The 19840-nt window shown below is 70.5% G+C and carries 16 protein-coding genes; 6 read left to right on the top strand and 10 right to left on the bottom strand.

Features of this window, described 5'->3' with window-relative positions; translation table 11 throughout:
- Positions 1-40 precede the first annotated feature (40 nt).
- Positions 41-1510, top strand: a complete 1470-nt coding sequence (locus tag FK529_RS17555; RefSeq protein ID WP_146563641.1) for a CCA tRNA nucleotidyltransferase — start codon at positions 41-43, stop codon at positions 1508-1510.
- A gap of 13 nt (positions 1511-1523) precedes the next feature.
- Here the strand turns inward: FK529_RS17555 and FK529_RS17550 are convergent, their stop codons facing one another.
- Together FK529_RS17550 and FK529_RS17545 are read right to left on the bottom strand one after the other, a co-directional pair.
- Positions 1524-2042 carry a hypothetical protein gene (locus FK529_RS17550; RefSeq protein ID WP_146563639.1) on the bottom strand — a complete coding sequence of 173 codons (519 nt, stop codon included), beginning with the start codon at positions 2040-2042 and terminating at the stop codon, positions 1524-1526.
- 1 nt (position 2043) lies between these two features.
- A complete protein-coding gene (locus tag FK529_RS17545; RefSeq protein WP_193559725.1) occupies positions 2044-3372 on the bottom strand; it encodes an MFS transporter in 1329 nt (442 codons plus the stop codon).
- 74 nt (positions 3373-3446) lie between these two features.
- Between FK529_RS17545 and FK529_RS17540 the strand changes: the two genes are divergently transcribed.
- Entirely contained in the window at positions 3447-4076 is a 630-nt protein-coding gene (locus tag FK529_RS17540; protein WP_146563638.1) for a YqgE/AlgH family protein, read from the top strand.
- Positions 4077-4184: 108 nt separating this feature from the next.
- Positions 4185-4574, top strand: a complete 390-nt coding sequence (locus FK529_RS17535) for a hypothetical protein (protein WP_146563636.1) — start codon at positions 4185-4187, stop codon at positions 4572-4574.
- A gap of 49 nt (positions 4575-4623) precedes the next feature.
- Here FK529_RS17535 and FK529_RS17530 read toward each other — a convergent pair whose 3' ends face one another.
- Together FK529_RS17530 and FK529_RS17525 are read right to left on the bottom strand one after the other, a co-directional pair.
- Complete coding sequence (locus FK529_RS17530) at positions 4624-5613, bottom strand: bile acid:sodium symporter family protein (protein WP_146563634.1); 990 nt, start codon at positions 5611-5613, stop codon at positions 4624-4626.
- A gap of 3 nt (positions 5614-5616) precedes the next feature.
- A complete protein-coding gene (locus FK529_RS17525; protein ID WP_146563632.1) occupies positions 5617-6087 on the bottom strand; it encodes an SdpI family protein in 471 nt (156 codons plus the stop codon).
- Between the two features lie 61 nt (positions 6088-6148).
- On the opposite strand from FK529_RS17525, the gene leuS reads away from it, so the two are divergent.
- Positions 6149-8998, top strand: a complete 2850-nt coding sequence (gene leuS, locus FK529_RS17520) for a leucine--tRNA ligase (RefSeq protein ID WP_146563630.1) — start codon at positions 6149-6151, stop codon at positions 8996-8998.
- Positions 8999-9033: 35 nt separating this feature from the next.
- On the opposite strand, the gene FK529_RS17515 is transcribed toward leuS, so the two are convergent.
- Positions 9034-10671, bottom strand: a complete 1638-nt coding sequence (locus FK529_RS17515; protein WP_146563628.1) for an HNH endonuclease signature motif containing protein — start codon at positions 10669-10671, stop codon at positions 9034-9036.
- A gap of 123 nt (positions 10672-10794) precedes the next feature.
- Here FK529_RS17515 and FK529_RS17510 point away from each other — a divergent pair, with 123 nt between their 5' ends.
- Positions 10795-12003: a winged helix DNA-binding domain-containing protein gene (locus FK529_RS17510; RefSeq protein WP_146563626.1), complete on the top strand. Its 1209-nt coding sequence runs from the start codon at positions 10795-10797 to the stop codon at positions 12001-12003.
- Positions 12004-12008: 5 nt separating this feature from the next.
- On the opposite strand, the gene FK529_RS17505 is transcribed toward FK529_RS17510, so the two are convergent.
- From FK529_RS17505 to FK529_RS17485, 5 genes are all read right to left on the bottom strand, one after another.
- Positions 12009-12692 (bottom strand): SDR family oxidoreductase, encoded by a 684-nt coding sequence (locus FK529_RS17505; protein WP_146563624.1) that lies wholly within the window; start codon positions 12690-12692, stop codon positions 12009-12011.
- 38 nt (positions 12693-12730) lie between these two features.
- Positions 12731-14002 carry an MFS transporter gene (locus tag FK529_RS17500; RefSeq protein ID WP_146563621.1) on the bottom strand — a complete coding sequence of 424 codons (1272 nt, stop codon included), beginning with the start codon at positions 14000-14002 and terminating at the stop codon, positions 12731-12733.
- Between the two features lie 72 nt (positions 14003-14074).
- Positions 14075-14560, bottom strand: coding sequence for a MarR family winged helix-turn-helix transcriptional regulator (locus tag FK529_RS17495; RefSeq protein ID WP_146563619.1), 486 nt, complete (start codon positions 14558-14560; stop codon positions 14075-14077).
- Between the two features lie 83 nt (positions 14561-14643).
- Positions 14644-16707, bottom strand: a complete 2064-nt coding sequence (locus FK529_RS17490) for a PhoX family protein (protein WP_146563617.1) — start codon at positions 16705-16707, stop codon at positions 14644-14646.
- A 120-nt stretch (positions 16708-16827) separates the two neighbouring features.
- Positions 16828-17703 (bottom strand): LLM class flavin-dependent oxidoreductase, encoded by an 876-nt coding sequence (locus FK529_RS17485; RefSeq protein ID WP_146563615.1) that lies wholly within the window; start codon positions 17701-17703, stop codon positions 16828-16830.
- Positions 17704-17829: 126 nt separating this feature from the next.
- On the opposite strand from FK529_RS17485, the gene FK529_RS17480 reads away from it, so the two are divergent.
- Positions 17830-19812 (top strand): OPT family oligopeptide transporter, encoded by a 1983-nt coding sequence (locus tag FK529_RS17480; protein WP_146563613.1) that lies wholly within the window; start codon positions 17830-17832, stop codon positions 19810-19812.
- Positions 19813-19840 lie beyond the last annotated feature (28 nt).

Raw genomic sequence — 19840 nt, 5'->3', positions numbered from 1 at the left:
CCACCGTCGTGTTTTCCCTCCGGCAGTAGACTGGTCGGTCGTGACCGAAAGCCCCCCCGCCGGCCCGGCGGACCCGCGCGCCGAACGCCGGACCCGCCTGTTGGCGGCGGCGCAGATCTCGCTGCGCGGATTGTCCGACGTCTTGGCCCCGCTGGGCGCCCGGTTCGCCGATGCGGGCCACGAGCTGTACCTCGTGGGCGGCTCCGTCCGCGACGCGCTGCTCGGCCGGCTGACGAGCGATCTGGACTTCACCACCGACGCCCGCCCCGAGGAGGTGCAGGCCCTCCTGCGCGGCTGGGCCGACGCGATGTGGGACACCGGCATCGAGTTCGGCACGGTGAGCGCCGCGTTCGCCGACCAGCAGATCGAGGTCACCACCTATCGCGCCGAGGCGTACGACCGCGTCACCCGCAATCCCGTCGTGCAGTTCGGCGACAACCTGCGCGACGACCTGGTGCGGCGCGATTTCACCATCAACGCGATGGCCGTGCGCATCGGTCGCGAGGGCGCCGAGGACTTCCAGGACCCCCTGAACGGGCTCGACGCGCTGCTCGCCGGCGAGATCGACACGCCCGCGACGCCGGAGGAGTCCTTCACCGACGATCCGCTGCGGATGCTCCGCGCGGCCCGGTTCGTCTCCCAGCTCGGCTTCACGGTGGCTCCGCGCGTATCAGCCGCGATGACGGACATGGCGCCGGAGATCGACCGGATCACGGCCGAGCGGGTCCGGGCGGAGCTGGACAAGCTGATCCTGGGCGCGCATCCCGTCGACGGGATCGTGCTGCTCGTGGACACCGGGCTCGCCGAGCGTGTGATCCCGGAGATCCCCGGCATGAAGCTCGCGATCGACGAGCACCACCAGCACAAGGACGTGTTCTGGCACTCGATGACGGTGCTGCAGCAGGCCATCGACCTGGAGGAATCCGACCCCGACCTGGTGCTGCGCTGGGCGGCGCTGCTGCACGACATCGGCAAGCCCGCCACCCGCCGGCACGAGCCGAACGGCGGCGTCTCCTTCCATCACCACGAGGTGGTGGGCGCGAAGATGGTGCGCAAGCGCATGCGGGAGCTCGCCTACCCGAAGGCCGTGATCGAGGACGTCGCGAAGCTGGTGTTCCTGCACCTGCGCTTCCACGGCTACGGCGACGGGCAGTGGACCGATTCCGCGGTGCGCCGCTACGTCACCGACGCCGGACCCCTGCTCCCCCGGCTGCACAAGCTGGTCCGCGCGGATTGCACGACCCGCAACAAGCGGCGCGCCGCGCGGCTGCAGGCCACCTACGACGGGCTCGAGCGGCGCATCGACGCCATCGCCGCCAAGGAGGACCTCGCCCGCGTCCGGCCCGATCTCGACGGGAACGCGATCATGGAGCTGCTGGGGCTGGAGCCCGGCCCCGAGGTCGGCGCGGCGTGGAAGTTCCTTAAGGAGCTGCGGCTGGACCGCGGCCCCCTCGACCGCGACGAGGCCGAGGCGGAGCTGACGAGATGGTGGGCCGCGCGGCAGAGCTGAGTGGGCGTCCCGGTCACCGCGCGCGCAGATTGGTCGCGCCGTCCGCGGCCCCGTCTCCGTCGGAGTCGAAGACCAGGACGTCGGGCGCACCGTCGGCGTCCGCGTCCGCGACGGCCTGCCGGGCCGGCTGACCGGGCTCCACGGGGACCGGCGTGACCTGCACGGACTTCTCGGGCTCGGGGCCCCGCGCGCCCGTGACCCCCGGGATCGGGCAGGCCGACGGTGCCGCGCGCGCCGGGGTGCCCGCGCTGCCCGGCTCCGTCGACCCCGATCCCGCGGCGGGGGCCGTCGTGGGCTGCGCCCAGCGGCCGGAGCCGTCGTCGCGGAAGGCGGCCTCGCGGGCTCCGTCGTCATCGAGATCGAGCGCTGCCACGTCCGCGCGGCCGTCCCCGTCCAGGTCGAGCATCGCGTCGTCGAGCCGGCCGTCCCCGTCGAAATCGAGCAGCACGGCCCCGTGCACCGCGGGCGAGGTCCAGCGAGTGACGTGGCCCGCCCCGTCGCCGAACCAGTACTCGAGCAGTTCGTCCCCCATATCAATTGGACGCGCCGGCGGCCTCCGGGGTTCCCGTGCGGCGGTACAGGAGGACGACGAGGCCCACCGCGACGGCGTAGAGGAGCACGCCGAGGCCGGCGAGGGGCCGGCAGACCCCGTCGAACGGGACCACTGCGGCGGCGAACGCGACCGCGCCCACGAAGGTCACGTTGAACAGGGCGTCCTGGAAGGCGAAGACCTGCCCGCGGCGTTCGTCGGGTACGTCCAGTTGCATCGCGGCGTCGCCCGAGAGCTTGACGACCTGCCCGGCGAGGCCGAGTAGCGCCGCGGCGGCCACCAGCACCGGGAAATTCAGGGTGAGCACGGTGAGCTGCGTGAGGCAGGCCGCGACCAGCGCGCCCACCACGGTGTTGCGGCGGCCCCAGCGGGCCACCGCGAGGGGCGTGAGCACGGCGGCGACGAACATGCCCGCCGCCACCGCGCCGGCGATCGCACCGAAGCCCGCGAGGCCCAGCGTCCCGTCCGTGAAGTGGTGCCGCGTGAGCAGGAGCAGCATCAGGGTGTTGAACCCGAAGACGATGCGGTGTGCCCCCATACCGGTCAGGGCCGCCGTGACCGACGGTGCGCGCCACGCGGCGAGCGCGCCGTGCGCGAGGCCGGTGGCCACGTCGCTGAGAGCGGTCTCGGGCTTCTCGTGCTTGCCCGAGACGTCATGATCGGGGCCGAGCACCCCCGCGCGGAACCGGGTGGCGAGCAACGCACCGAGGATCGCGACGAGCACGGCGCCCGCGAGCACGCCGGCGCCGCCCACGTCGTCGGAGCCGAAGAGCGCCCGCAGCCCGACGGCCGTGCTGGCGCCCAGGGCGGTCGCTCCCGCGCCTAGAGTCGTCGTGAGCGAATTGACCGCGACGAGGTGCGGCCGGTCGACGACGTGCGGCAGCGCGGCCGAGAGTCCAGAGGCCACGAAGCGGCCCGCGCCCCCGACGGCCAGCGCGACGATGAAGATCGCCGTCTCCCCCGCCCCCGACGCGAGCACGGCAGCGCACGCGGCGATGAGGACCGCGCGGACGAGGTTGGCGACGATGAAGACGCGGCGCCGGTCCCAGCGGTCGAGCAGGGCGCCGGCGAAGGGCCCGATCACCGAGTAGGGAACCAGCAGTACCGCGAGGCCGGTGGCGATGGCGGCGGGCGTGGCGTTGCGCTCGGGGTTGAACACGATGGCTGTGCCGAGCCCCGCCTGGAACAGACCTTCCGCGTACTGGCTCAGGAGTCGGACGCCGAGCAGACGCAGCAGGTCGGGCAGGTCGCGGAAGGTTCGCCACCCGGGTTTCGCGGCGGCTATAGGGGCATCCCGCCGGCTGGTTGTCACGCGCTAGAGCGTATCGGCGCGAAGGCTTCCGCGTCGGCGGACCCCGACGGTGGTGCGCGTGCGATGATGGGCGGGTGGGTCCCGATCGTTCGAATGAGCCGACGCAGGACGGCGCGTCCTCCGGCGAGCCCGCGGGCGGAGGCTCCGAGGTGTCTTCCGGAACCCTCCTGGTGGCCGCCCCCGAGCTGATCGAGCCGACCTTCGCGCGGACCGTCGTCTACCTCATCGAGCACAACGAGTCGGGCAGTCTCGGCGTGGTGCTCAACCGCCCCAGCGAGTCCGCGGTGCACGGGGTGCTCCCCCGGTGGCACGATCTGGCGGCCAAGCCGAAGGCCGTCTTCGTCGGTGGACCCGTGAACCAGTCCGCGGCGCTGTGCCTGGGCGTGGTCAAGGCAGGTATGGACGCGAGCGGCATCCGCGGCCTGCAGCCGGTGACCGACCGCGTGGTCCTGGTGGACCTGGACTCGGATGTGGACATGATGGACGAGCTGCTCGACGGCGTCCGCGTCTTCGCCGGGTACAGCGGCTGGGGCATGGGTCAGCTCGACGACGAGCTGGAGCGCAAAGACTGGATCACTTGCGGTTCGCTGCACACCGACGTGCTCGTGCCCGCGCGCGTGGACCTGTGGGGCAGGGTTCTGCGCCGTCAGGGACTCCCGACCGCGTTGCTCGCCACCCACCCGGTGGACGTCTCCCTCAACTGACCTTCGCGGCCGACCCGTGCGTCAGTGTGATCTGGATCACACATCGATCATGGGTGGACGTGTGCTGTCGTAACGTAGGAGGCGCAAGACGGACTACGGAGCTGCGAGATGACCACCGTCGCCAGTGTGCTCAGCGGGCCTCCCCGGGCCAGACACCTCGTCGGGGCTCTCCTCACGTTGTCGGCGCTGGTGCACGTCGCCCGTATAGGCTCACTGCCCCCCGCGGCCGCGGCCGCCAGCGCCGGTCTCGCGGTCGTCTACCCGATACTCGCCCTCGCGGTGATCCTCGGTGAGCGGTGGGCGTATCTCGGCGCGGCGATCGTCCCGCTGATCGGGCAACTCCTCGGCGACTACCAGGCGTTCATGTACTACAGCAATCCGATCGACGCGATGGATCCGGTGGTAGACCTCCTCGTCGTCCCGGTCGCGATATTCGTGCTGTGGCGAACCGCCACCGGTGCTCGCCGCCGCCGGGAATCGGAGCCTTCCCGCGATTGAGGGCCCGGTAGACCCGAGCGGCGATTCTCTGACGGGGGTGGACGCGGCCCTACGTCGATACGGGCTCGGATTCGAGCTCGCGCCCGTACTTCGCGGCGAGCCAGGCGCACATCATCAGCTGGATCTGGTGGAAGATCATCAGCGGCAGCACGAGCAGTCCGACGGGCTGCCCGGCGAACAGGACGGCCGCCATCGGTAGCCCCGTGGCCATGGACTTCTTGGTCCCGCAGAACTGCACGGCGATCATGTCCGCGCGGTCGAAGCCGAGCTTTTCCGCCGTCGTCCGAGTGAGTACCAGCATCACCGCCACGAGCGCGACGGACAGCACGATCAGCTGCACCACACCCACCCAGGAGACCTGGCTCCAGATGTGCTCGCGCATGCCGGCGGAGAAGGCCGCGTAGACCACGAGCACGATCGAACCGCGGTCCACGTACTTCAGCGCCGCGGCGTGCTTCGCGACGAACTCCCCCACCCACGGTCGCAGCAACTGGCCGAGGAGGAAGGGCAGGAGCAGCTGCAGGCACAGGTCCACGATCGAGCTGCTGTGGAACTGCACCTCGCCGGTGGTCGCCATGAGCGCCAGCACCAGCAGCGGCGTGATGAAGACGCCGAGGAGGTTGGACAGCGAGGCGCTGACGATCGCACCGGGTACGTTGCCGCCCGCGATCGAGGTGAAGGCGATCGACGACTGCACCGTGGACGGCAGCAGCGTCAGGAAGAGCACTCCCGCGTACAGCTCGGGCCGCAGCAGCACCTCCGGCGCGAACCGCAGCAGCACCCCGATGATCGGGAAGACCACGAAGGTGAAGCCCAGGATCACCGCGTGCAGGCGCCAGTGCTTGAGGCCGGCCAGGGCCTCCTTCGGCTGGATCCGCGCTCCGTACAGGAAGAACAGGATCGCAATGGCGACGGTGACGGCACCGTCGACCACAGGCACCGCGCGGCCCTCCGCGGGGAACAGCGCCGCGACGCCCACGGCGGCGAAGATCGCGAGGATGAAGCCGTCGATGGAGAGCTTGCCGAGAAGAGTCCGCATCGCCTAAGCGGGGCGCGCCTCGTGGTCACACATGCCCTTGAGGGCACACGCGCCGCAGCCGCCGGTCACGCCGCAGTCCGCCGCAGGGACGTCCGACGGTGCCTCGTCGGCGCTGCAGCAGGTGGCCTCGGGCATCTGCAGGCGCGCCTGGATCGACGCCGCGCGCGACCCCTGCAGGGCACCGAAGCCCGCGAGGAACAGGCCCGCGACCGCCGCGACGCCGACGGCCACGTACGACCACGGGGCGTCCATCGCGAGGCCGACGAGCGCGCCGCCGCCGAAGATGACGCCCGCGGCCACCAAGCTGGGTCCGGCGACGCGGTTCGCCGTGCGCCAGAGAAGTGGATCCGAGAGGGTCTGCTCGGTGCGGACTCCCACGACACCGTTCTCCGGGAGGCGGCCGGCGAGCCCGGCGCCGCCCACGACGACGGCCGCCACAGCGGCCAGGGCGAGGATCACAACCAGCACGAACACCCCTCCAGTGTAGGTTCGGCGCGAATTTCGTCCGACCAGGGGCACGATTTAGGCTGGTGGGGTGACCCAGAACGTTGAACAGTCCCCCTCGGCCGGCCCCGCCCACCGGTACACGGCCGAGCTCGCGGGCGCCATCGAGCAGCGGTGGCGCGATCGGTGGCGCGACGGTGGCGTCTTCAACGCCCCGAACCCCGTCGGCCCCCTCCGGGGCGACGGTGCTCTCCCCACGGAGAAGCTGTTCATCCTCGACATGTTCCCGTACCCGTCGGGCGCGGGCCTGCACGTCGGCCACCCGCTGGGCTTCATCGCGACCGACGTCTTCGGCCGCTACCACCGCATGAACGGCGCCAACGTCCTGCACACGATGGGCTTCGACGCCTTCGGCCTGCCCGCCGAGCAGTACGCGGTGCAGACCGGCACGCATCCCCGCGTGACCACGGATAAGAACATCCAGCGCTACCTGGAGCAGATCGGCTCGCTGGGCCTGGCCCACGACGAGCGCCGCCGGGTGTCCACCACCGATCCGGAGTTCTACCACTGGACCCAGTGGATCTTCCTGCAGATCTACAACGCCTGGTACGACGCCGCCCAGGACCGCGCGCGACCCATCGCGGAACTCGAGGCCGAGTTCGCCTCCGGCGCTCGCGCCCTCGAGGACGGCCGCGACTGGTCGGGCCTGACGGTGGCCGAACGTCGCGCCGTGCTCGACGATCACCGCCTGGTCTACGAGAGCAACTCGCTCGTGAACTGGTGCCCTGGCCTGGGCACCGTGCTCGCCAACGAGGAGGTCACCGCCGACGGCCGCAGCGAGCGAGGGAACTTCCCCGTCTACCGCAAGCAGCTGCGGCAGTGGATGATGCGGATCACCGCCTACTCGGACCGCCTCATCGACGACCTGGACGTGCTGGACTGGCCGGAGAAGGTCAAGTCGATGCAGCGCAATTGGATCGGCCGCAGCCGCGGCGCGCGGGTGACCTTCGTCGCCGGCGGCGAGCGGATCGAGGTCTTCACCACCAGGCCCGACACCCTGTTCGGCGCGACGTACATGGTGCTCTCCCCCGAGCACCCGCTGGTCGAAGAGCTGACCGCCGACGCCTGGCCGGCGGGCGTGGACGAGCGCTGGACGGGAGGTGCTGCGAACCCCGCCGAGGCCGTCGCCGCGTACCGCGCGTCGATCGCCGCGAAGTCCGACCTGGAGCGCCAGGAGGGCAAGGAGAAGACGGGTGTCTTCCTCGGCACCACCGCGACGAACCCGGTGAACGGGGAGCAGGTGCCGGTGTTCATCGGCGACTACGTGCTCATGGGCTACGGCACCGGCGCCATCATGGCCGTGCCGGGTCACGACGTGCGCGATCACGAGTTCGCCACGAAGTTCGGCCTGCCCATCGTCGAGGTGGTCGGCAGCGAGGACGGCGTCGCCGATGAGCCGTACATCGGCGAGGGCCCCGCGGTGAACTCCGCGAACGCGGAGCTGGACATCAACGGGCTCCCCATCGCCGACGCGAAGGCCGCGGTCATCGCCTACCTGGAGAGGACCGGTGCGGGTCACGGCACCGTGCAGTACAAGCTGCGCGACTGGCTGTTCGCGCGGCAGCGGTACTGGGGCGAGCCCTTCCCCATCGTCTTCGACGCCGACGGTGCGCCGTACGCGCTGCCGGAATCCGAGCTGGCCGTGTTGCTTCCGGAGGTGCAGGACTACGCGCCCGTGGCCTTCGACCCGGAGGATGCGGACTCGCAGCCCTCTCCCCCGCTGGCGAAGGCCACCGACTGGCTGCACGTCGAGCTGGACCTGGGTGACGGCCTCCAGGACTACACACGGGACGCGAACGTCATGCCGCAGTGGGCGGGCAGCTCCTGGTACCAGCTGCGGTACGTCGATCCCACGAACTCTGAGGCGTTCTGCGCCAAGGAGAACGAGGCCTATTGGATGGGCCCGCGGCCCGAGGTCAACGGCGCGGGCGATCCCGGCGGCGTCGACCTGTACGTCGGCGGCGTCGAGCACGCCGTACTGCACCTGCTGTACGCCCGCTTCTGGCACAAGGTGCTCTTCGACCTGGGCTACGTCACCTCCCGCGAGCCGTACCGGAAGCTGTTCAACCAGGGCATGATCCAGGCCTACGCCTACACCGATGCGCGAGGCGTGTACGTCCAGGCCGACGAGGTCGTCGAGCGCGACGGCAAGTACTTCCTGGGCGAGCAGGAGGTCAACCGCGAGTACGGCAAGATGGGCAAGTCGCTGAAAAACTCCGTCGCGCCGGACGACATCGCGCGCGACTACGGCGCCGACACCCTGCGCGTCTACGAGATGTCCATGGGTCCGTTGGATCAGGACCGGGCGTGGGCGACCAAGGATGTGGTCGGCGCGCAGCGATTCCTGCAGCGCGCCTGGCGCGCTGTGGTCGACGAGGAGACCGGCGCCGTCCGCGTTACCGACGAGACCCCGTCCGACGAGTCGATGCGCGTGCTGCACAAGACGATCGCCGGGGTCCGCGAGGACTACGCGGAGATGCGCGACAACACCGCCATCGCCAAGCTGATCGAGCTGACCAACCACCTCACCAAGGAGTACCCCGCCGGCGCGCCGCGGGCCCTCGCGGAACCGCTCGCGCTCATGCTGGCGCCCGTCGCCCCGCACATCGCGGAGGAGCTGTGGAGCCGGCTCGGCCACGCCGAATCGCTTGCGCACGGGCCCTTCCCCGTGGCCGAGGAGCAGTGGCTGGTGCAGGACATCATCGAGATCCCGGTGCAGGTGAAGGGCAAGGTCCGCACCCGCATCACCGTGGGCGCCGACGCCTCCGACGAGGCCCTCGAAGCTGCGGCGTTGGCGGACCCGAAGATCGCCGAGCTGCTCGACGGTGCTCCGCGCAAGGTGATCGTCGTCTCCGGCAAGCTCGTCAACATCGTTCCGTAGCAGGGGAGTCCGGTCGTTAGTCCTTGGACGCACCGCTACGCGGCGCTCGACCAGCCGGGGGCCGCGTGCGCGGGCCACGGCGGATCCTCGCGCCAGTGGTTGTCGGCGTCGTGTTCGGAGAGCAGGTCCTCCAGCAGCGGCGGGCCGTGCGGCCCGTCGAGTATCGCGGCGATGTCGTCGTGGATGGTTCCGACGAAGTCCCGATAGAGCGCACGCTCGTCCTCGGCGCGCCACGCGTCCGCGTACTGCTGGTGCCGCCGCCGATGATGTTCCTGGGCCAGCCGGTAGAGCTCCTGCGCGTGGTGCGTGTGGTTCACCCGGTACTCGCCGGTGGGGTCTCCGGTCCGGCGCCAGCCGACGCGGCCGGCGTGCTCGTCGTCGGCGGGCAGGGTGATGGTCTCGAATCCGCGGCGCACCACGTCGTCGCTGGGGACGACCTTGCCGTGGTGGGCATCGCAGGCGAGGGTCAGCACCGTGATGTCGGTGGCGCCCCCGTCCCGCCATTCCTTCGTGTGATGCACCTGGCAGCGGGTGGCCGGCGCATCGCACCGGGGCGCGCTGCAGCCCTTCTCCGACCCGTACAGCGCAATCCGCTGATCCGCAGACGCGAGTCGCTTCTCCCGGCCGAGGTACAGCGGCCGCGAAGTGACATCCAACAGCAGAACGTATTTGGGGTTGGCGCCCATCATCCGGAGCGCATCCTCGACCGGCAGCCGCCCACCGGTGGCCGTGGTGGCGATGCCGGTCTCGGACTCGAGTTGATCGATCGCGAGTGTGACGATCGGAATGCACGGCAACCCGCGGTGCTGCCCGAGCGCACCCGACCCGATCGCGATCCGGAGTGCCGCGACGAGCGCGTCGTGGTTCCTTTGCCCCGCGCTCCGCCGGTCCCGCTTCGCGGCTGCGGCGACCGCCTCGGCGTCGTCGGTGTCGACGGGGTGCTCCGCGTCGTCCGGGTTGTTCACACCCGGTCGGGCGAGCTTCTCCAGCACCGTGTCCAGGAGCGCGCGGGCTTCGGGCGACAGCACGCCGCTGAGCGCGGACATGAGGTCGTCGCCCTGCTTGCCGACGGTCAGCTCGCGCTTGCGGGCGATCCCTTCGGCGGACGGCTCGGCGCCGTCGGGATCGAGGAGCTCGTACGCGCGCCGGCCGAGGATGACCACGTCCTCCGGGGTGCACCCGCCCACCGCGGCGGTGACCAGCATGTCCTCCAGTTCGTGCAGGCCGGGATGGGAGAGCTTGGGGGAGCAGGCGTCGAGCGCCTTCTCGATGGCGATGGCGTGCCGCTCGGACACGTCTCCCGCGCGTTGGGCGGAGGCCAGCCAAGGGAATTTCGGCTCGGGCGCGTACCCGCGTTCCTGCCGCGGCGCGCGGGAGCGGGCGCCGCGGATCCGATCCCGGGCCTCGACGCCCGCGAGGGACAGCTGATCGACCAGGAGCTCCTTGGCGCCCGTGTATCCGAGCTGCGCGGGCAGGTCCTGTTCGACGGCCACCTCGGTGAGCCAGTGCTGGCTGCTGGGGACGGTGCGTGCGGCGCGCTCGAGGCGCCGGAGACTACTGAGGACTTCCTGCGACGACAGCATCACGGGGTTCATCGAGGCCAAGCGGTCGGCGGCACGTTCGAAGAAGTCCAACGCATCGAGATACTGGGCTGCAGTGTGCTTTTCCGTCATATCGCACCTCCTCTCGCTACTCCGATTCTACGCTCGTGTACGAGATAACACAACAAGATCGAATACCATTTCGATCAAGTGATGATGCCTTAGCCTGGAGTCCTGGGCAGAGGGGAGCGCCGGATGCGCCTGATCGACGATGCGGAGCGCCGCGCCCGCCTGGCACGCCGCCAGGCGCTCGCGCCGGAGCACCGCACCGGTTCCGTGCTCGACGCGGTGCGGGCGGTCGGCGTGCTGCACGCGACGGAACCGGCCACGCCTTATCTCTCCGTGCACGCGCGGATGCGCGACGTCGCCCGCGACGACTACGAGCGCGAGCTCTGGGAGGAGCGTTCGCTCGTCAAGCAACTCGCGATGCGCCGCACCATGTTCGTCTTCCCGCGTGCGCTGTACGGCCCGGCGCTGAGCGGCCCGTCGGATCGCGTCGCGGCCCAGGAGCACGCCAAGATCGTCAAGGACGTCGAAGCCGCGGGCATCGCTGCCGACGGTGCCGCGTGGCTCGCGCGGGCGCGGGACGCAGTGCTCGAGGCCCTTCGCGGGCGCGAGCTCAGTGCGCAAGACCTCAGGGAGACGGTGCCCGAAATCGTCGGCCGGGTCACCCGGTTCGAGGGTAAGAAGTACGGCGGCGAGATGCACTTGGCGCCCAGGGTTCTCACCTGGCTCGGTGCGGCGGGGGAGCTGGTGCGTGGGCACAACGCGAGTCATTGGCGGGTGAACCGGAACCTGTGGGCCCGCGCGGACGACTGGTTCGGGGAGGAGGCCGCCCGCACCGATGCCGCAGCGGCCTACGCGATTCTGGTACGCGAGTACCTGCGCGCCTTCGGGCCCGTCACGGAGACCGACGTGGTGTGGTGGTTCGGCGCCACCAAGACGGCGATCCGCGCCGCGCTCGCCGAGATCGGCGCGGTGCCGGTGGCATTGGAGCGGGGCGGCACCGGCTGGGTGCTGCCCGACGACGTCGACCCGGAGGACCCGGTAGAGCCGTGGGCCGCACTGCTCCCCGCGCTCGATCCCACGCCGATGGGTTGGAAGGAGCGCGCCTTCTACCTCGACCCCGCCTTCGCCACCGCGATCTACGACAGCGCGGGCAACGCCGGGACGACCGCGTGGTGGGACGGCCGTATCGTCGGCGCCTACACGCAGGAGGACGACGGCACCGTCGCCCTGGTGCTTCCGCCCGGTACCCCGCGCGCGGCGCGGAAGGCCCTCGACGCCGAGGCCGCACGGCTGCAGGAGTGGCTGGCGGGGGAGCGGGTGAACTCCCTGTACAAGTCCCCGATCACGCTGCCCGCGTACGGAGACGGAGCAGCGCGCGACGCCGATCGCGGCTGAGCCCTTCAGCGGGGCCGGAGCACGACCTCCGTCGGGTGCGCGTCGCCCGGGGTTGCGACGGCGTGGGCGACGGCGGCCGCCACCGTCTCCGGACGCAGGAGCCCCTCGGTGGAGTAGTCGCGGCCCTCGGCGGCGAAGATGTCCCGCTGCATCTCGGTGTCGATACGTCCCGGGAAGACACTGGTTACCCGCAGCTCCGGCTCCTCGGCCCGGAGCGCCTCGGCGAACGCGCTCAGCCCGAACTTGCTCGCCGCGTAGGCGGCCCAGCCGGGGTTCGCACGTTTGCCGGCACCGGAGTTGATCAGTACGACATGGCCGCCCGCTGCGCGCAACGCGGGCAGCAGGCTCTTCGTCAGTTCCACCACGGAGAGCAGGTTGACCTCGAACATGTCGCGCCAGTCGACGGCGGGCGTGTCCTCGATGCGCCCGATCCGGCCGAGGCCGGCGTTGTGCACCAGGACGTCGAGCCGGTCGATCGGGGCCGCGAGCTCGCAGACCTCGGCGTGATCGGTGAGATCGGCCGGAAAGGCCGTGGCACCGTCGAACCCGGCGACGACGGCGTCCAGCTCGGGGGAGGGGCGGCCGCCCAGCAGGAGGCGGTGCGACGGGGCCAACTCCCGCGCGATCGCGAGGCCGAGCCCGCGGGAGGCGCCGGTGACGAGGGCAAGGGGACGGGTGTCGGCGGTCATGGCCTCACCGTAGACGAACCTTCTCGACGTGGCGACGATCAGAACTCGGCGTCGCCCACCAGGGCGGCCTCGGCGGGGACGGCGCGGGAGTCGGCCTCCGACCCGCGGACCCGGGTGAGGATCACCGCGGCGACGACACAGGCACCGGCGCCGATGTAGAAGGGCGCTGCCGGGCTGCCGAACCAGGTCGCGAAATGTGCGACGAGGGTCGCGGCGAGGGCGCCGCCCGCCCAGCGGAGGAAGTTGTAGCCGGCGCTGGCGACAGGGCGCGGCGCGTCGGCGATCGACATCGCGGTCCCGGTGAACAAGGTGTTCAACACGCCCGACGGGATGCCGGAGAGCACCACCACGGTGACCACGACAGCGACGTTCTCGTGCCCGATCGCGGCGACCACCAGCAGCGCGCCGTAGACGAGCACCGCCGCGATGGAGCCTGCGCGCTCGCCGACTGCGGCGGCGACCTTCGGTGCCAGCCACACGCCGCTCACGGCGACCAACAGGCCCCAACCGACGAAGACGGCACCCACGAAGTAGGCGCTGCGGTGCAGCACGAACGGCGACCAGGCGAGGATCGTGAAGAAGGCCGCGGTGTAGAAGGCGGAGCCGAGGCCGGTGAGGAACAGGCCGCGCTGGCGCAGGGCGCGCAGGGGAGCGAGCGGGGAGACGGTGCCCTCGCGCTGCCGCTTCTCCCTGGCCGCGTCGGCATCCGGGGCGAGCATGGTGGCGCACAGGACCGCGCCGATGAACATGAGGACCGCGGTGCCGGCGAACGGGCCGCGCCAGGAGATGCCGCCGAGCACGGCGCCGAGGAGGGGGCCCACAGCCAGGCCGAGGCCCAGGGCGGCCTCGTAGAGCAGAATCGCGCCCTGCTGTCCGCCGGTGGCGGCGGAGACGATGACTGCGAGGGCGGTAGCGATGAACAACGCGTTGCCCAGGCCCCAGACCGCGCGCCAGGCCACGAGCACGCCGATCGAGTTCGCCAGGGCGCACGCCGCGGCGGCGATCACGATGAGCAGGAGTCCGGCGATGACGGTGCGCTTGGCCCCGAACCTGGAAGTGAACCACCCGATGAAGAGCATCGCCACGACCTGCACGCCCAGGTAGGAGGAGAACAGCAGCGTGGTCTGGCTGGGCGTCGCGTGCAGTGACTCCGCGATCGACACCAGGATCGGGTCGACGAGACCGATCCCCATGAACGCGATCACGGCGGCGAAGGCGGTGACCCACACCGCCTTGGGCTGGTGGGAGAGCGTTTCGCGCAGGCTCGGGTGTGCGGAGGCGTTCGGGGTTCGGTCGGCGGTGGTCGGCATCGCAGCTCCTTTCGATACTACGAAAGCCTAAATATTGCTCCGTGCGAAAGGCAAGCTGATGTGACTGGTTCCTCAGAGGTCGTCCCGGTAGCGATCCATGAGCTTGTGCAACGCGGGGATCGCGCGGTCCAGATTCGCGCGGTCCTCGTCGCTCAGCTCGCCCAGGTGCTCGGCCAGTACCGCGTTGCGCGCCGCCACCAGTTCGGACGTGAGCTGCTGCCCGTGCTCGGAGAGCCGCACCACCACGGCCCGGCCGTCGTCCGGGTCGGGGCTGCGTTCGGCGAGGCCGAGCCGTTCGAGGCCGTCGATGGCGCTCGTCGCGGAGGGCAGACGGATCCGCAGGTAGCGGGCGAGCTCGCCCATGCGTACGGGTCCCAGGAGCAGCAGGCTCTGGAGCGCCGCCTGCTGTGCGGGCGTCAGGTCGGGCCCCGGCGTGTTGCGTCGCACCAGGAAGTGCAGCTGGAGCAGCGGCGACCGCAGGCGCGCGGCGAGATCATCGATCGCGGCGTCGGCCACCGGGGCCGACGGGGCGTCGGGTGCTTCGGACGCGGAGGTCATGACCTCGATACTAAGGGTAGAACGGGCGGTGCCGAGCGCGCCCGCAGGCGTGCTCGGCACCGTCGACCGGAGGAACCGTGGGATCAGACCCCGATGTTCCCCGACTTCTTCCACACCGCGACCACCGATGGGCGGGGCTGCGAGGAGCCGCCGTCGGGCCAGTGCGAGGTGGGCTTGTCGGCGGTGGCGTCGTCGGTCTCGCCCGGGTGCTGCACGGCTACGAGCACGCGGTTGTCGCGGATGACGGGGCCGCAGGTCTCGGCGCCGAAAGGCACCGTGAGGAACTGCTTGGTCAGGCCGCGGTCCTTGCCCTCCAGGACGACACCGAACAGGCCGTCGTTGCTGTCGTAGGTGGAGTTGGTGCCGTCCGTCGAGATCCACAGGTTGCCGTGCGAGTCGAAGGCGACGTTGTCGGGGCAGCTGATCCGCGAGACCTTGCTCTTATCGAAGCCGCCGTAGTAGGTGTCGGCGGCGGCGGGATCGCCGCACACCAGCAGCAGGTCCCAGGTGAAGTCGGTGCCCGTGTGGTTGTCGGTGATCTCCAGGAGCTGGCCGCTCTTGTTCTTCACGCGCGGGTTCGGCGTGTCGATGCCGGCCTTGCCCTCGGTGCCGCGGTCGCTGTTGTTGGTCAGCGCGCAGTAGATCTTGCCGGTCTTGGGGTTCGGCTCGATGTCCTCGGGGCGGTCCATCTTGGTGGCGCCCACCTTGTCGCCCGCGACGCGGGTCCACAGGGCCACGTTCTCCGCCGGCATGCCCTCGACGTGCGACTCGGCGCTGCCGTCGGCCCTGGTGGTGAGCAACGGGATCCACTTACCGGCTCCCTTGTAGCCGCCGTCCGGGACCTTGCCGTTCTCGACCTGCTGGCCCTCGAACTTGGCGACGTACAGCGTGCCCTCGTCGAGGATCCGCATGTTCGACTCCATGGCCGCGGCGCCCTTGCCCGGCTGGATCTTCCGCGAGCTGACGAACTTGTAGATGTACTCGAACTTCGAGTCGTCGCCGCAGTAGGTGACCACGTCGCCGGCGGGGGTGACGTAGATGTTGCCGCCCTCGCGCTTCATGCGACCGAGTGCGGAGTGCTTGATCGGGGTCGAATTCGGGTCGTTCGGGTTGACCTCGACGAGGTAGCCGAAGCGGTTGATCTCGTTGGGCTCCTTCGACAGATCGAACCGGGACTCGAACTTCATCCAGTGGTGGTAGTCCTCGTCCTTGCCCACGCCGTAGCGCTTCCAGCCCTCGGCGAGGCCGGGGAGCGGCGGCTTGTCGGTGCCGGAGAAGTAGTTGGTGTAGTTCTCCTCGCCGGAGATCAGGGTGCCCCACGGCGTGATGCCGCCCGAGCAGTTGGCGATGGTGCCCAGCACCCGGGTGCCGGTGGGGTCCGCGGCGGTGCGGGTGAAGAAGCCGGCGGCGGGTCCGCGCAGCTCGAACGGAGTCGATGCGGTGATGCGCCGGTTGTACTCGCCGAGAACGGGAGTCAGCTTGCCCGAGCCGGACTCGCCCTTGACCTCGACCACGGAAATACCGTGCGCGGCCATCTCGACCCGCACCTGGTTCTCGGTGGGGTCGCCCTCCTTGTAGCCCTTGAACATCGCGGTGCCGGTCGTGTACTCCTGGTTGCACACCATGAGGAACGTGTCCGGCTTGCCGTCCACCGGGATGAGATCGGTGAAGTCGTTGTTGAAGCCGAACTGCTGCGCCTGCGCCTCCGGCGTCTGGTTGTCGAAGTCGAACTGCGGCGCGCCCGGCAGCACCGGATCGCCCCAGCGGATCACGACGGCCTGCTCGTACCCGTCGGGGACGGTCACGGCGTCGGCCTTGTTCGGGGTGATCGCGGTGAAGTTCAGGCCGGGGGCGTTCACGTTCTCCGACGGTGCCCCGTTGCCCGCCGCCGCGCTCGAGGAGGAGCCAGCGCTCGTGGAACCGCTGTCACCGCACGCCGCGAGTACGGTTACCGCACCCGCGCCGAGCGCCGCGACGCCGGCGCCCCGGAGCACGGTGCGCCGGGTGATGTCGCCGAAGTACTCGTTGTCGGACTGGTTGTCGTGCTCGCGGAAGCACTGGTTTCCGCACTTGTACTTGCAGGTCGTGTGCGAGCGGGCCGACTTACCGTCGTGATCGGTGAGCAGGCGCAGGTTGGGCATGCGCATGAGGGTCTCCCTGGGCTGAACTGGGCTGTCGTGTGGGCTGTAACTACGCCAAAGTAGAAGCGCAACGTGATCAGTAGGGAAAGACCGGGTAAACGGGCGACCGGGAGTTCGCTGCCGCGTTCAGCGCAGGTGGCGCGCGGCGAAGGCGTCGAGGGAGTCCTCGGTGCCCCGGTACGGCTCGTCGGGGCGGGGCCAGTGCAGGATCACGTCGGTGAAGCCGAGCTCGGCGGCGCGGCCCACCGCGTCGTCGGCAGCGCCGGGTGAGCTCAGGGAGTAGGTGCCGCCCGAGTCGATCGAGAGGTACCGGTCGACGGTGCCGTGGTCGCGCCCGGCCGCGTCGAGTGCGTCGTCCAGCCGCTGGGACAGACCGGCGACGCGGGACCACCAGGCCTCGCCGCCGTCACCGTCGGGCCCGGTGGTGACCCAGCCCTGCCCCTGCTCGGCGACGAGCCGCAGCCCCTTGGGGCCGTTCGCCGCGAGCACGAAGGGCATGCGCGGCGACTGCGCGGGCGCGCCGACCATGCGCGCGTCGACGGCGCGGTAGAGCGGACCGTCGAAGGAGATGGGGCCCTGCTGCTCGAACCGCAGCAGCACGTCGAGGTCGCGGGTGAACTCGACGAAGCGGTCGTGCCGCTCCCGCGGGGTGAGCTCGGGCTGCCCGAGCACGAAGGCGTCGAATCCGGTACCGCCGGAACCGATGCCCAGGAGGAAGCGGCCGCCGGCGATCTCGTCGACGCCGGCCAGGTCCTTGGCGAAGGGGACGGGGTGCCGGAAGTTCGGCGAGGTGACGAAGGTGCCCAGCCGGATCCGCTCGGTGGCGGTGGCCGCAGCCGTGAGGAGCGGGACCGTCGCGCCCCAGGGCTGATCGGCCAGCGTGCGCCACGACAGGTGGTCGTAGGTCCAGGCGTGGTCGAAGCCGAGCTCCTCAGCCTTGCGCCAGCGCCGACGCGCCTCGGGCCACGGGTACTGGGGCAGGATCACCACTCCGAATCGCACCCGTCCACCCTACGACTCGTGACCTCGCCGCACGACCTCGCGCATTCTCGTCGTACGATCGCCTGCTTAGACCTAGGGTCTTCACGTTCGGCCTAACCGGCCACGTCCTTGAGAAGGGTTACCCCAATGTCAACACCGGCACCCGCCGCGCCGAGACCCGGCATGCGCGAGTTCACGAGCCGCGCCGTCATCCTCGGCGGCCTCATCACGCTCGTCTTCACCGCGGCCAACGCCTACCTGGGCCTGAAGGTCGGCCTGACCTTCGCCACGTCGATTCCCGCGGCCGTGATCTCGATGGCCCTGCTGCGCTACTTCGCCAATCACTCCATCATCGAGAACAACATCGTGCAGACGATCGCGTCGGCCGCGGGCACCCTCTCGGCGATCGTGTTCATCCTGCCCGGCCTGGTGATGATCGGCTGGTGGGCGAACTTCCCATACTGGACCACCACCCTGGTCTGCCTGATCGGCGGCGTGTTGGGCGTCATGTACTCGATCCCGCTCCGACGAGCCCTCGTCACCGGATCCGACCTGCCCTTCCCCGAGGGCGTCGCGGCCGCGGAGGTGCTCAAGGTGGGGGACACCGCGGAGGGTGCGACCGAGAACAAGCGCGGCCTGCGTCTCATCGTGGTCGGCTCCCTGGCCGCCGCGGGCTATGCGCTCCTGGCGAAGATGAAGATCGTGGCCGAGGGTCTGTCGACCACGCTGCGGATCGGCAACGGCGGCACCCTGTTCGTGCCGGGTCTGTCCTTCGCGCTCATCGGCGTCGGCCACCTCGTGGGCGTCGCCGTCGGCTTCGCGATGATCGTCGGCCTCGTCATCTCCTACTTCGTGCTGCTGCCGATGTGGACGGCCGGCGACCTCCCCGAGACCGGCAGCATCACCAAGGTCATCTCGACCGCGTTCAGCACCGAGGTCCGCCTCATCGGCGCCGGCGCGATCGCCGTGGCCGCCGTGTGGACCCTGATCAAGATCCTCGGCCCCGTACTGCGCGGCATCGCCGACTCGATCGCCTCGTCCCGGCAACGCCGCGAGGGCAAGCTCGTGGACATCACCGAGCGCGACATGCCCTTCCCGTACGTCGTGGGCATCGTCATCGCCTCGCTCGTGCCGATCGGCGTGCTGCTGTGGATGTTCACCAGCGGGACCGCACTCGAGGGCCAGGCGGGCGGCATCATCACGCTGAGCATCGTCTACGTCCTGGTCCTCGGCCTCGTCGTCGCCTCCGTGTGCGGCTACATGGCGGGTCTGATCGGCGCCTCCAACAGTCCCGTCTCGGGCGTCGGCATCCTCGTGGTGCTGTCCGCGGCGCTCCTGATCCGCGCGGTCTGGGGCCCGTCGGAGGGCGACACGTCCCTGGCGCTGGTCGCGTACACGCTGTTCACCGCCGCGATCATCTTCAGCATCGCCACCATCTCCAACGACAATCTGCAGGACCTCAAGACGGGCCAGCTCGTCGGCGCGACGCCGTGGAAGCAGCAGGTGGCGTTGATCATCGGCGTCGCCTTCGGCTCGGCGATCATCCCCCCGGTGCTCGACCTGCTGCAGGAGGGCTTCGGCTTCGTGGGCGCGCCCGGCGCGGGCGAGAACGCGCTCCCGGCGCCGCAGGCCTCGCTGCTGGCGAGCCTGTCGAAGGGCGTCTTCGGCGGCGACCTCGACTGGGGCCTCATCGGCCTCGGCGCGATCATCGGTGCGGTCGTCATCCTGATCGACGAGGTGCTCTCCCGCACCTCGAAGTTCCGGCTCCCGCCGCTGGCCGTGGGCATGGGCATGTACCTGCCGATGAGCGTGACGCTGATGATCCCCGTCGGCGCCCTGCTCGGCTTCTTCTACAACCGCTGGGCGGACCGCTCGGCGAGCGGCGAGGTGGCCGAAGGCCGCAAGCGGCTCGGCACGCTCCTCGCGACCGGCCTCATCGTGGGCGAATCGCTGTTCGGAGTGATCTACGCGGGCATCGTCGTCGGCACCGACATGGCCGAGCCGCTGGCGCTGCCGTTCATCGGTGAGGGCTGGCTGCACTGGGGCGAGGCGCTCGGCGTGGTGCTGTTCGCCGCGATCTGCGCTTGGCTGTACCTCCGCACCAAGAAGGTGGCGGCCGAACCCGCGTAGCCGCTGCGCTCCCGATCCGTGTCGGACG

The sequence above is a fragment of the Tsukamurella asaccharolytica genome, from assembly GCF_007858435.1.
GTDB lineage: Bacteria > Actinomycetota > Actinomycetes > Mycobacteriales > Mycobacteriaceae > Tsukamurella > Tsukamurella asaccharolytica.
Note: the sequence above shows the minus strand (reverse complement) of the source record. Positions and strands in the feature narration are given on the sequence as shown.

Bases quoted from the DNA above. Each gene is read 5' to 3' on its own strand.
- FK529_RS17530 (WP_146563634.1), bottom strand. From the start codon at position 5,613: ATGCGGACTCTTCTCGGCAAGCTCTCCATCGACGGCTTCATCCTCGCG.
- FK529_RS17505 (WP_146563624.1), bottom strand. From the start codon at position 12,692: ATGACCGCCGACACCCGTCCCCTTGCCCTCGTCACCGGCGCCTCCCGC.
- FK529_RS17515 (WP_146563628.1), bottom strand. From the start codon at position 10,671: ATGACGGAAAAGCACACTGCAGCCCAGTATCTCGATGCGTTGGACTTC.
- FK529_RS17480 (WP_146563613.1), top strand. From the start codon at position 17,830: ATGTCAACACCGGCACCCGCCGCGCCGAGACCCGGCATGCGCGAGTTC.
- FK529_RS17550 (WP_146563639.1), bottom strand. From the start codon at position 2,042: ATGGGGGACGAACTGCTCGAGTACTGGTTCGGCGACGGGGCGGGCCAC.
- FK529_RS17490 (WP_146563617.1), bottom strand. From the start codon at position 16,707: ATGCGCATGCCCAACCTGCGCCTGCTCACCGATCACGACGGTAAGTCG.
- FK529_RS17500 (WP_146563621.1), bottom strand. From the start codon at position 14,002: ATGCCGACCACCGCCGACCGAACCCCGAACGCCTCCGCACACCCGAGC.
- FK529_RS17495 (WP_146563619.1), bottom strand. From the start codon at position 14,560: ATGACCTCCGCGTCCGAAGCACCCGACGCCCCGTCGGCCCCGGTGGCC.
- FK529_RS17510 (WP_146563626.1), top strand. From the start codon at position 10,795: ATGCGCCTGATCGACGATGCGGAGCGCCGCGCCCGCCTGGCACGCCGC.
- FK529_RS17535 (WP_146563636.1), top strand. From the start codon at position 4,185: ATGACCACCGTCGCCAGTGTGCTCAGCGGGCCTCCCCGGGCCAGACAC.